At 71.3% G+C, this 12,235-nt stretch carries 10 protein-coding genes; 2 read left to right on the plus strand and 8 right to left on the minus strand.

Annotated elements, in window-relative coordinates:
* The 3 genes from FK498_RS13165 to FK498_RS13175 all read right to left on the minus strand — a co-directional run.
* Positions 1 to 190, minus strand: a 190-nt coding sequence (locus FK498_RS13165) for a hypothetical protein (RefSeq protein ID WP_141855286.1), incomplete at its 3' end; no start/stop codon positions are given.
* Positions 191 to 215: 25 nt separating this feature from the next.
* Entirely contained in the window at positions 216 to 725 is a 510-nt protein-coding gene (locus tag FK498_RS13170) for a phage tail protein (protein WP_141855288.1), read from the minus strand.
* A gap of 16 nt (positions 726 to 741) precedes the next feature.
* Entirely contained in the window at positions 742 to 2,694 is a 1,953-nt protein-coding gene (locus FK498_RS13175; RefSeq protein ID WP_141855290.1) for a phage tail sheath C-terminal domain-containing protein, read from the minus strand.
* A gap of 313 nt (positions 2,695 to 3,007) precedes the next feature.
* Between FK498_RS13175 and FK498_RS13180 the strand changes: the two genes are divergently transcribed.
* Positions 3,008 to 4,678, plus strand: coding sequence for a formate--tetrahydrofolate ligase (locus FK498_RS13180; RefSeq protein WP_141855292.1), 1,671 nt, complete (start codon positions 3,008 to 3,010; stop codon positions 4,676 to 4,678).
* Positions 4,679 to 4,684: 6 nt separating this feature from the next.
* On the opposite strand, the gene FK498_RS13185 is transcribed toward FK498_RS13180, so the two are convergent.
* The 3 genes from FK498_RS13185 to FK498_RS13195 all read right to left on the minus strand — a co-directional run bounded on the left by FK498_RS13185 (position 4,685) and on the right by FK498_RS13195 (position 7,186).
* Complete coding sequence (locus FK498_RS13185) at positions 4,685 to 5,467, minus strand: DUF1217 domain-containing protein (protein ID WP_141855293.1); 783 nt, start codon at positions 5,465 to 5,467, stop codon at positions 4,685 to 4,687.
* Positions 5,467 to 5,868: a flagellar biosynthesis regulator FlaF gene (locus tag FK498_RS13190; protein WP_141855295.1), complete on the minus strand. Its 402-nt coding sequence runs from the start codon at positions 5,866 to 5,868 to the stop codon at positions 5,467 to 5,469. Before FK498_RS13190 ends, FK498_RS13185 begins: the two co-directional genes overlap by 1 nt.
* A gap of 61 nt (positions 5,869 to 5,929) precedes the next feature.
* Positions 5,930 to 7,186, minus strand: coding sequence for a flagellin (locus FK498_RS13195; RefSeq protein ID WP_161988411.1), 1,257 nt, complete (start codon positions 7,184 to 7,186; stop codon positions 5,930 to 5,932).
* A gap of 526 nt (positions 7,187 to 7,712) precedes the next feature.
* Between FK498_RS13195 and mgtE the strand changes: the two genes are divergently transcribed.
* Positions 7,713 to 9,032, plus strand: a complete 1,320-nt coding sequence (mgtE, locus tag FK498_RS13200; protein ID WP_141855298.1) for a magnesium transporter — start codon at positions 7,713 to 7,715, stop codon at positions 9,030 to 9,032.
* 36 nt (positions 9,033 to 9,068) lie between these two features.
* On the opposite strand, the gene FK498_RS13205 is transcribed toward mgtE, so the two are convergent.
* Entirely contained in the window at positions 9,069 to 10,916 is a 1,848-nt protein-coding gene (locus FK498_RS13205; RefSeq protein WP_141855300.1) for a methyltransferase, read from the minus strand.
* A gap of 163 nt (positions 10,917 to 11,079) precedes the next feature.
* Entirely contained in the window at positions 11,080 to 12,030 is a 951-nt protein-coding gene (gene gshB, locus FK498_RS13210; RefSeq protein WP_141855302.1) for a glutathione synthase, read from the minus strand.
* Positions 12,031 to 12,235: the final 205 nt, after the last annotated feature.

A 12,235-nucleotide genomic window follows, 5' to 3' on the forward strand; every position in this document is an offset into this window, starting at 1 on the left:
CCCCCACGGTGAGCGCGGCCGCGCGCGCGCCGAGCGGCACCCCGTCCGCCTGCGCGCAGCGGCCGAGCAGCAGCGTCAGCGCCGCGGCGACCGGCGCGCCAGACGCGATCGCCTCCAGGAGCGCCTCCTCGTCCTCGCCCGAAGGCGGGTGGACGGCGATTCCCGCGCCCGTGATCCGATCCGTGCCCATCGGGCGGATCCCCGCGTCCGGCGTATCAGCCCGGCTCTGACGGCTCCGGCACGTCGGTGTCGCGCTCCCAGCCCTCGTTCTCGAGCCGGATCATCTGGATCGCCACGGCATTGGCGTTGGCATCCAGGTCCGGCAGGGCCTGGTACTCGCTCACCCAGCAGCGGAACACCTTGTAGGCGAGCACGAGCTGGCCGGCCTCGTTGTAGAGGTCGATCAGGATGTCCTTGCGGAACGACCGCAAGGCGACCTCGGCGCCGAGGCCGGCGCCGAAGTTCCATACGGCACTCGCCCAGGCCTCGAAGTCGGTGTCGTGCGTGACGCCGCGCTCGAGCGTGATCGGCTCGAACTTGGCCCGTCCGGGCGACTTGCGGGAGAGGCTCGGGTCGCCGCCCTCGCGGTGCTCGACGACCTCGATCGAGCGCTTGAGCGAAGAGACCTTCGAGATGCCGGCGACGTAGCGGCCGTCCCACCGCACCCGGAACTTGAAGTTCTTGTAAGGGTCGAAGCGGAAGGCGTTGACGGTAAACTGGGCCATCGGGGTCGCTCCTTCCTCAGGCCTCGATCTGGCCGGCCATCTGCTGGATGCGGATGATGACGAACTCCGCGGGCTTGAGCGGCGCGAAGCCCACCACGATGTTGACCACGCCGCGATTGATGTCGTCCTGCGTCGTCGTCTCGGCATCGCACTTGACGAAGTAGGCGTCGCGCGGCGTTGCACCCTGGAACGCGCCCTGGCGGAACAGGCTCTGCATGAAGGCGCCCAGGTTCAGGCGGATCTGCGCCCAGAGCGGCTCGTCGTTCGGCTCGAACACCACCCACTTGGTGCCGCGGAACAGCGACTCCTCGAGGAACAGCGTGAAGCGCCGCACGGGGATGTACTTCCAGTCCGAGGCGAGCGCGTCCGCACCCTCCAGCGTGCGGCTGCCCCAGGCCACCGTGCCGTAGATCGGGAAGGTGCGCAGGCAGTTCACGCCGAGCGGATTGAGCACGCCGTTCTGCGGATCGGTGAGCAGGTAGTCGAGGCTGTCGACATTGCGCAGCCGCGCCTCCGTTCCCGCGGGCGCCTTCCAGACGCCGCGCGCGGCATCGGTGCGCGCGAACAGCCCGGCGATCGTGCCGGAGGTGCCGATCGCGCGCGGGCGGTTGCCGTTCAGCGGGTCGGGCACGCGCGTGCGCGGGAAGAACACCGCGGCGTTGCGGTGCCGCAGCACCTCGTTGTCGGTGAGCCATGCGAGCGCCCGGTCGAGGTCGTTCACGCTCGCCGGGATGTCGATCAGGGCGAAGGCGCGCCGGCGCTCCGCATAGCCGATCACCTCGCTGTACACGGCACGCATCGCGGTGCCCGAGAGGTCGGCCGCGCGCGGGATGCAGAGGATGTTGAACAGGTCGACATCCTCGAGCGCATAGAGCCCGGTCTTGGTCGCCGCGTCGCCGATCAGGGTCGTATCCGCGACCGGCATCGTGCCGTCGGCGCCGCCGCCGAGGCGATAGAGACCGTCATTGGCGAGCGAACCAGCGCCCGAGAGGCCGAGCGTCGCGACATCGGCGCCGCCGAAGGTCAGCCGCGCGTTCAGCGCCGCCGCGCCGCCGCGCCCGGGCGAGACGTGGAAGCGGAACGGGGTGGCGGTCGTGCCGTTGCCGAGCAGGCGCACCGTCGCACCCGCCAACGCGTCCCGGTCGGCGGCGGCAAGCCCGGCGGTGCGCGCCACGCCGCGGATCGCCGCCTCGAGCAGCGGACGGAGCTGGGCCCAGCCGACATTCGCCGGCTTCTCGACCTGGAACGACTGTGCGCCCGACCCCGCATCCACCGTCAGGGCGAGGGTCGCCGCGGCGGCGCCCGGGGCCGCCGGCAGGGAGGCGCCGAGCGTTCCGGAGGAGGCGGGGCGGTCGGGCGGCGAGCCGACCATCGTCACGTTGACAAGACGTGACGCATTGTTCACGACCTCATCGGCGCTGTGCTCGGTGTCGACGGCCAGGGTCAGGTTGCGGAAGGTCTCGGTCCGCGCCGTGGTACGGCGACCGCCGACCTCGACGATCTCGCTGATCGTGAGATTGAACTGCGTCTCGCTGTTGGCGCAGTCGTAGTCGATCTCGAGATAGAGGTTGTTTCCCCACAGACCCGGATCGGGGAAGAGCTGGCCGCGCAGCTGGCGTCCGGCCGTGACCGTCAGCATGGCGGCGGCACCCGCGTCGCCCACGGCACCGTCGGTCAAGGTGGCGGTGGCCGCACTCGCGTCCGGAGAGGCGACGCGCACGACATGCGCCTCCGATCCGCCGTTCTCGAAGAACTGGCGCACCGCGTAGCTGCCCGGGCTGTCACGATGCAGGCCGCCGAACTCGCGGCTGAAATCAGCCATGCCGAACACGCGGATCGCGACATTCTGCGGGCCGCGGGCGAAGCCGTCGACGAAGGCGCCGATCGAGGTCGCGACACCGACCACGGTGCGGACGCCTGACGGGACTTCCTCGATGTAGACGCCGGGGAAGGTCGGGTTGACTGGCATGCGCGCTCCTCCGTCATCCGGCGCAGCAGGGAGGGCCGAGATGCGCGCGGACAACGGGCCGCGCTGCGTGCCGGCAGATCCCCGTGTCATCGGCAGGCGCAGGTCGCATCGGGGGGACGATGACCTGCGATGCGCGAGCCTAGTCCTCCGCACGCACCCGTTGCAAGGGTGATTGATTCTGATCGCGTGCCATTCGACGCGTTCCATGCACGGTGAGCATGACCTCCCGCGAGGGGCTCTTGCTGCGCACAGCACGTGCACGCAGCATGGCGCGACAACGCACGGCCTTCCAACTGTTCCAGCGGGAGAGACGATGGTGCAGTCACCGGACATCGCGATTGCGCGCGCGGCACGGCTCCGGCCGATCGCCGAGGTGGCGACGGCGATCGGCATCGCCGAGCAGGCGCTGCATCCCTTCGGACATCATATCGCCAAGGTGCGGATCGGCAGCGAGGGCACGCCGGAGCCGAGGGGCCGCCTCGTCCTGGTGACCGGTATGAGCCCGACCCCGGCGGGGGAGGGCAAGACCACGACCACGGTCGGGCTCGCCGATGCGCTGCGCCGCCTCGGGCTTCGCGCCGCTGCCTGCCTGCGCGAACCCTCGCTCGGCCCCTGCTTCGGCGTGAAGGGCGGGGCAGCCGGCGGCGGCTATGCGCAGGTCGTGCCGATGGAGGAGATCAATCTCCATTTCACGGGCGACTTCCACGCCGTTGCGGCGGCGCACAACCTGCTTGCGGCGCTGATCGACAACCATCTCTACTGGGGAAACGGGGTCGGGCTCGATCCACGTCGCATCACCTGGCGACGCGCCCTCGACATGAACGACCGCGCCCTGCGCCAGCTCGTGATCGGGCTCGGCGGCGCGGCCAACGGGTTTCCGCGCGAGGACGGGTTCGACATCACAGCCGCCTCCGAGGTCATGGCGGTGCTCTGTCTGGCGCGCGATCTTGCCGACCTGAAGCGGCGGCTCGGCAGGATCATCGTCGGCCACCGGCGCGACGGCTCGGCCGTGACGGCGGCCGATCTGAAGGCGGACGGTGCGATGGCGGCGCTGCTGCGCGATGCCTTCAACCCCAATCTGGTGCAGACGCTGGAGGGCACGCCCGCCTTCGTCCATGGCGGGCCGTTCGCCAACATCGCGCACGGGTGCAACAGCGCGATCGCGACGCGTCTGGCGCTCGCCCACGCCGATGTCGTCGTGACCGAGGCCGGGTTCGGCGCCGATCTCGGCGCCGAGAAGTTCCTGCACATCAAGTGCCGCCAGGCCGGGATCGCGCCGGACTGCGCGGTGATCGTCGCCACGGTGCGGGCGCTGAAGATGCATGGCGGCGTGGCGAAGGCCGCGCTCGGCCGGGAGGATGTCGCCGCGATCCGGCGGGGGGCGGCGAACCTGCGCCGCCACATCGGGAACATGCGCCTGTTCGGCGTGCCCGTGGTGGTCTGCGTCAACCGGTTCGCGAACGACACGCCGGCGGAGATCGCAGCGGTCGCGGACGCCGCCGCCGCCGAGGGGGCGGAGGCGCATCCCTGCACCCACTGGTCGGACGGGTCGGCAGGCGCGATGCCGCTTGCGCGGGCGGTCGCCGCGCGGCTCGGCGCGGCCGCGCCGTCCTTCACCCCGATCTATCCTCGCGAGATGCCGCTTGCGGAGAAGATCCGGACGATCGCGACGCGCCTGTACCGGGCGGCCGAGGTCGCGATCGCGCCGGCGGCGGCCAGCCGGCTGGCCGCGTTCGAGGCGGCCGGGTTCGGCCATTTGCCGGTCTGCGTCGCCAAGACGCCCTACAGCTTCAGCGCCGACCCGACGCTGCTCGGCGCGCCGGAGGGGCACGTGCTGCCGGTGCGCGAGGTGCGGCTCGCGGCGGGTGCGGAGTTCGTGGTGGCACTCGCCGGCGAGATCATGACGATGCCGGGACTGCCGAGGGTGCCGGCGGCCGAGGCGATCACGCTGGACGACGCGGGCGAGATCGAGGGCCTGTCCTGAGACCGTTCAGAGCCGCAGATTGAGCGTCGCGCCGACGAGGCCGAGCAGGCCGCCCGCGCCGCCGTCGCCGCCGCCGAACAGCGCGAGGCGCGGGTCGGCGGCGGGGGCCGCGGCATCCTCGTTCAGCGTCAGATAGCGCTGCACGAAGCGGTCCACCCAGGCCGGATCCTTGAACTTCTGCGGGTCGAGGCGCTTCTCCAGGATCGCCTTCTGCTGCTCGTAGTCGAGCAGCCCGAACTGCTTGGGCAGGCCGAGCGCGGTGCGGGCGACGGCGGTGAGCACGCGATCGCCCATCAGTCCCTTCACGTCGCTGACCGTGCCGATCATGCGCTTGAAGTACATCGCCTCGCGCAGGCCGGGGTTTGCCTCGCCGTTCGCCTTCTCGAAGCGGTTGGTCAGCGTCTTGCGGATGATCGCCTCGACCCGCTCGGGGTCGGCGAGCGGGGGCTTGGTGGGGTCGTCGAAGCCGAAGGTCTGGTTGATCTGGCGGTAACGCGGATCGACCATGCGGTTGGCGAAGCTGCCGAGATCGGCCGGATCGTCGGTCAGCAGCTTGCGCACCACCGCGCGCTTGTCGACCTCGCTCTCGAGCTGGAAGGCCTCAAGCACGAAGGTGAGGGTGCGCCGATCCTTCATCAGCTCGTCGATCGAGCCGATCTCGGCGGCGCGCTGGCGGAACCGCTCGACCTCGCGCGTGACGTCCTTGCGCGCCTCGAAGCGCGCCTGCAGCGCCTCGCCGTTCCTCTGCAGGACCGACCAGGCGGTGGCGGCGCCGAGGCCGTGGAGCATCAGGCGACCGCGGGGACGAAGGCCTGCGCGGCCGGGGCCGCGGCGGCCGCGGGCGCCGTCGCGGCGGGCCGGGCCGACAGCGCCTCGATCATGTCGCGATGAACCGCCATGAGCGGTTCGAGCGAACCGTCATCGCCCATGCGGGCGAAGCACTCGCGCTGCGCCCAGAGCCCGAGCGAGGCGAGCCGCGCCCTGAGGTCGGCCGGCATGGGATGATCCGGCTCCACCAGCGCCGAGAGCAGGATGCCCCAGAGCTGATGGGTCTTGTGCAGGGCGGCGACGCGGGACGGCGTGTCGGCGGCGGCGGCGAGCAGGGCGTTGACGTGGCGGAAGGCGCGCGCCTCGGCCTCGCGCGGGGTCTCGGCGGCGTCGAGGACGGCGGCATAGCGGCGGAGCGACATGGCGGGCGTCCGTCATCAGCGTGGGAGAGGGGCGGCGGTTCGCCCGCCGCCCCCCTGGTGGTCAGCGGAACAGGCCGAGCAGGCTCTGGCCCTGCTGGTTGGCGATCGAGAGCGACTGGATCGCCAGCTGCTGCTTGGTCTGCAGGCTGGTGAGCCGCGCGCTCTCCTCGGCGAGGTCGGCGTCCACCAGCGCGCCGAGGCCCTCCTTGATCGAGTCCGTCAGCTGCTTGTTGTAGTCCTGCAGCCCCTCGACCTGTCGGATCGACGCGCCGAGATTGGCGAGCGTCGTGTTGATGGTCGAGATCGCGGCATCGACCGCGGCGATCGCCGTGTTGCCGGCCGTCGCGCCCGTGATCGTCGCGACCGTGGCGGCGGCGGATGCGCCGTCGCCGATGATCGCGGTCGGGATCGTCGTGCCGTCGTACAGCGTGCCGGTATCCTCGGTCGCCGCGGCGTCGATCGCGCCGGTGATGTCGAGGGTGAAGCCGCCGCCGGTGGTGTTCAGGGTGGCGCCGAAGCCTTCGGCCTGGATCGCGTTGGCGAGCGCCGAGATCGCGTCGAACGGCGTCTGCGTCGTGGCGTCGTACTGGACCTGGATCACCTTGACCATCTCGTTGGTGCCGGTGGTCCCCGGATCGTCGCCCGCCGGCTGGGTGACCAGCGCGGCCGTGCCGTCGGTGAACTCGAAGACGTAGCGCGCCCCGTCCTGCGCCTGGATCGCGAAGACCTCGTTGTTGGCGACGTCGAAGCCGGTGGCGAAGGTCACCTGCACGCCGCCCTGGTTCAGCAGCAGGCCGGTGAGCTGAAGGTCGGCGACCGTGCCCGCCTGGTTGTTCACCGTCAGCGAGTTGCTGCCCTGGATGTTGGTGATCACGCTCAGGTTCGCGTTCGCGGTGCTGCTGGCGGCATTGGCGTCCAGCAGGTTCACACCATTGAAGGTGGCGCTGCGGGCATAGGCGTTGATGTTCTCCAGCGCCTGGTCGATCTGGTTCTGCACCGTGGTGGCGTCGATGCCCTGCTGCTGGCCCTGGGTGACGGTCTGCTTCAGCCGGGCCAGCTCGTCGGAGATCTTGGTCGCGGCATCGCGCGCGACCGTCAGCGTCGCCTTGCCGAAGGCGAGGCTGTCGCGCACGGCCTCCATGCCCTTCAGGTCGGCGCGCATGGTCTGGGCGATCGCGAACACGGCCGGATCGTCGTTCGCCTTGTTGATGCGCAGGCCCGACTCGACGCGCGCCTGGGTGGTCTGCATGTTGTTGTTGATCATCGACAGCGAGCGGATGGCCGCCATCGCCGTGACGTTGGTGTTGATCGAGGACATCGTCGTCTCCTTCAACCGGGTTCCGTTCCGCCGCCCCGCGCGCCCCGATGGTCCGAACTGGAACGGGCGGCGGCCGGCTGGCGGCAGCCTCGCAACCGCCGTGCCAGATCGATGCATTAACGAGACATTTCTGAATCCTTGGTTAATGCTGCAAAATCAGTCACTTGCTCCTGTGCCCGGGACACGCGGCAGCATGTGCCGGCACGCCGGTCAGGCAGGCCCGGCAAACCCTGCCGGCACGCATCCGTCCGGGCAAATCCTGCCGGGCGGCGAAGCCTGCCGCCCGGCGGCGGCATCGCGGTTGACCCCGCAGGCCGGGTTTGCCATACCGCCGCCGCGCGGCGGAGGGCCGCAGCGCGCATCGCTCAGCAGCCGATGGAGACCCCGATGGACGACGGAAGCGGAAGTCCTCGCTTCACGTTGCACCGCGCCGCAAGGCGTCGGGGGGGACGCGCGCTGAGCCGCTGACCGGCCGCCACATCCTCCCCGGGCCCGGAGCGCCCGTTCGAGACGGAGGATCGTGGCCATGACCTGCACGCCCCTCGGCGCCGCCGGCGCCCTGCCGACCGAGATCGCGACCGCCCTGCATCCCGCGGATCTCGCAGGACTGCTCGATCAGCGCCCGCCCGCCGAGGCCTGGGCGGTGCTGGCCGGCCTGCCGCTCGCCCGCCGCGCCGAGACCTTCGGCTATCTCGACGCCCGCACCCAGGTCGCGATCGCCGAGGTTGCGCCACCGCGCGAGCTCGCCACCACGGTCTCGGCGATGGACGCGGACGAACGCGCCGATCTCTGGAACCGTCTGGACGAGACGGCCCGCGCGGCACTTGCCCCTGCCCTCGCCGCCGCCGAGCGCGAGGACATCCGCAAGCTCGCCTCCTACGCCCCCGGCACTGCCGGCGCGGTGATGACCAGCGAGTACGCCGTGCTGCGCCCCGAGATGACCGCGCGCGAGGCGATCGAGGCGCTGCGCAGCCAGGCACCGGCCAAGGAGACGATCCAGGTCGCCTACGTCCTCTCGCCCGAGCGGCGCCTTCTGGGCACGGTGACGCTCGAGGATCTGGTGGTCGCGCCCGCCGATCGGCGGGTGCAGGCGCTGATGCGCGCCGATCCGCCCTTCGTGCGCGCCGAGGATCCGGCCGTGGAGGCCGCCCGCGCGATCGCCAAGTACGATCTGCCCGCCATTCCCGTGATCAACGGCGGCGAGATGATGGTGGGGATCGTCACGGCCGACGATGCCATGGACGTCGCCGAGGCCGAGGCGACCGAGGACTTCCAAAAGCTCGCCGCGGCGACCGGACCGCATGCGCCGGTGGGGGCGGCGCCGCTCGGAATCCTCTATCGCAAGCGGGTGCTGTGGCTGGTGCTGCTGGTGTTCGCGAACCTTCTGTCGGGGCTCGGTCTGGCGCTGCACGAGCAGACCCTGGCCGCGCACATCGCGCTGGTGTTCTTCCTGCCGTTGCTGATCGCCTCCGGCGGCAATGCGGGGAGCCAGGCGGCGACGCTGATGGTGCGGGCACTGGCCACCGGCGAGGTGGTCGCGCGCGACTGGGCCCGGCTGCTCCTGCGCGAGGCACTGGTGGCGGTGGCGCTGGGGATGACCATGGCGGCGGCGGTCGCGCTGATCGGGCTGTGGCGCGGCGGGCCGGAGATCGCCCTGGTCGTGGCCATCACCATGGTTCTGGTGGTGCTGGCGGGCAGCCTGGTCGGGATGTCGCTGCCGTTCGTCCTGTCGCGCCTCGGCGCCGACCCGGCGGCGGCCTCGGCGCCGCTGGTGACGACCATGGCGGACGTGGCGGGTGTGCTGATCTATCTGGGGGTTGCGACGGCGGTGCTGGCGTCGCTCTGATCGCTGCCGACACCGCGCCCCGCCCACTTTACCGCTTTACGACTTTATGCCTTTACGCGGCGTTGCGTCCGGCGCGGGCGCGCGAGGAGCAGTGGCGAGGTCATGGTAGCGCGGTGATGCGCCAGAACCCGACGTGATCGCGCTCATCGCCAGGCGATGACGCGGCGCGGCGCCGGGGCCCGCCCACTCGGCCACCTGCGCCTCCTGGCGCAGGCGCAGGCGGCGGAACTCCAGCGCCGCGAAGATCTCGTCCAGGTCCGGCTCGCGCTCCTTCGCCACCGGCAGGCTGGTGCGCGCCTCCTCCACGAACCGCAGCCGCAATGCCGTCCCCGCCGAGAGATAGGCGCCGTCCCACCAGTCCTGGATCATCCGGCGGGCCGCCCCGAGCACCGGCCCGGCGACGAGGCGCTCGCGCTTGCTGCGCTGGTTGATCGCCCGTGAGCTCGGCAGGAGATTCCAGAGGTCGTTGCAGGCCCAGGCCGACCAGGGCAGGCAGTGGTCGATGTCGATCGTGTCGGGGCCGAGCGACCGTCCGGTCCAGACGCAGCGCACCGCCCTGCCGGTGGCAAGACGATCGAGCGCGAGCTGGCGCACGATCCGCGTGTCGCGCTCCGGCTCGATCCAGCGCAACGCCCCGATCACCTCGTCCGCCGCCACGCTCCGGCCCGCGCGCTCGCCGTAGCCGAGCGTCAGCCGAACCCATTCGGCGACCAGCATCGGTTCGACCCAGGCGCTCATCCGCCTGAGCGCCTGCCACACCGTCAGCGGCACCCGCGTCGTCCCGTAGGACCAGAGCGTCTCCTCGGTCGCAGCAAAGTTGTCCGACCGTCCGGGGATGCGGCCGTACACGGTCGGAAACACGGGGGTGTCGTCGGCGAACGTCAGATGCGTCGCCGGCATCTCCGCGATCGTGCGCGCAGCATCCGCAAGCGCGCGCCTCAGCATCGCCGCCGTCTCGGCCGTGAAGAGCGCGCCCGGCCGCAGCTCATGAGGCGCGACCGCGGCCAGGCCCCGGAACGACTCGCGCGCGAAGGCCGGCGCCGCGCCCAGCCGTTCCGGCATCTGCGGCAAGCCGCGTTCCAGCAACGGCTTGAACATCCTGATCCAGTAGAGCGCGATCAGGCCGAGCGGCAGCTCGACATGCTCATCCGCCTCGCGCGCGACGTTCGGCGAGGCATCGGCGATGCGCGCGATCGCCCGCAGCAGCGCGAGCTTGTAGGTCGCCGCCTTCTCCTGCTTCAGGATCACCCCGCGCAGCAGCGGCAGGGCGCCGACGCCGTCATCCGGCAGATCCAGGATCACCGTCTGCCAGCGCACGCCCTCCCGCCCCTGGAGGTCGTCCCGCCGCTCGGTCGCCACCCGCAGCGCCAGCCCGAACTCGAGACCCAGCCGCTCCACCTCGTGCGCGTCGACGGGCCACATCGGCCGGCCGTCCGGCGCCGGCCCGTGCCGGAGCGTCAGCACCATGCGCCCGCCCGGCCTCAGGAGCGTCGCGAGCTTGCGCATCGCGCGCCGACGATCCTCCGGCGCGACATGCATCCAGACCCCGCTGAGCCAGACGAGGTCGAAGGCGAGGCCCAGGCGATGCACGCCCGCGAGGGCGGGAAGGCGGTCATCGAGCCAGCGGATGCGGGGCGAGTCATGCAGGCGCGCCGCCTCGGCGCGCAGCGACGCGGCGGGCTCGACCGCCAGGACATCCCAGCCCTGCTCGGCGAACCAGGCCGCGTCCCGGCCGCTGCCCGCGCCCACATCCAGCACGAGGCCAGGGATGCGCGGCAGGAACGGCACCGCATCACGGTGGATGTCGGCGAAACCGAACGCCTCATAGGCTTCGGTGAACTCGCGGAAACCGCGATCGTACGGCCCGATCGTGTCCGTCGGCATCACGGCGGAGAATAGCGCAAACAGGCGCGGACCGCGGCATGACCGCCACCCGGTGAACGGCCGCGCACAGCCGCTCCTCGGACCGGCGCAACACGCCCGATCCCCGCCCCCTCCTCCCGGCCCCCCTGCGCTGCCAGCGCAACGGCGGATGCACCGCGCGCGCTCAGCGCCCGATCCGCGCCTCGATCGCGTCCCAGATATAGGCTTCCAGGTGAACCCCCTCGAACCGCGCCACCTCCTGCAGCCCCGTCGGCGAGGTCACGTTGATCTCGGTCAGATACCCGCCGATCACGTCGATGCCGACGAAGATCAGGCCGCGGTCGCGCAAGGCGGGCCCGATCCGCCTGCAGATCTCGCGCTCGCGCTCGGTCAGCGTCGTCCGCTCCGGCCGTCCGCCGACATGCATGTTCGACCGCGCCTCGCCCTCCGCCGGCACGCGGTTGATCGCGCCCATCGCCTCGCCGTCCACCAGGATGATGCGCTTGTCGCCCTTGCGCACCTCGGGCACGTAGCGCTGGATCACGAGGGGCTCGCGCGAGCGCTCGGTGAACAGCTCCAGAAGCGCGTTCAGGTTCATGTCGTCCTGCCTGACCAGGAACACCCCCGCACCGCCGTTGCCGAACAGCGGCTTGAGGATGATGTCGCCGTGCTCGCGCCGGAACGCCATGATCTGGTCACGGTCGGCGGTGATCAGGGTGGGCGGCATGAGGTCGGGGAAGTGCGTGACGAACAGCTTCTCCGGCGCGTTGCGCACCGAGGCCGGATCGTTCACCACCAGGGTTCGGGGATGGATGTGCTCGAGGATGTGGGTCGCGGTGATGTAGGCCATGTCGAAGGGCGGGTCCTGGCGCATCAGCACCACGTCCATGGTCGCGAGATCGAGCTCCTCCCACGGCCCGAGGGTGCAGTGGTTGCCGTGCTCGCGCCTGAGCGCAAGCCGCCGCGCCTTCGCCAGTACCCGCCCGGCCGAGAGCGCCAGGTGCCGCGGCAGGTAGTGCCACAGCCGGTGCCCGCGCTTCTCGGCCTCCAGCCCCAGCACGAAGGTGCTGTCGGCGTCGATGTTGATGGTCTCGATCGGATCCATCTGGATCGCGACTGCGAGGCTCTCGGCCATGGTTCCCGCATCCCTCGTCCTGTCGCGTCGAACTTGGCGAGCGCCGGCGCCGCGGGCAAGCCCGATGCGGCCTCACGCGGCTCTGCGCTGCGCTCGCGGCGCGTCCGGCCTATGGTGGCGCGATGAGACGCCGCCCGTTCCTCGCCGCGCTCGCGGCCCTGCCGCTGCCGGCCGCCGCCCAGCAGTCGCGCAGCCTGCCCGGCCG

The sequence above is a fragment of the Elioraea sp. Yellowstone genome, from assembly GCF_006704265.1.
Lineage (GTDB): Bacteria > Pseudomonadota > Alphaproteobacteria > Acetobacterales > Acetobacteraceae > Elioraea.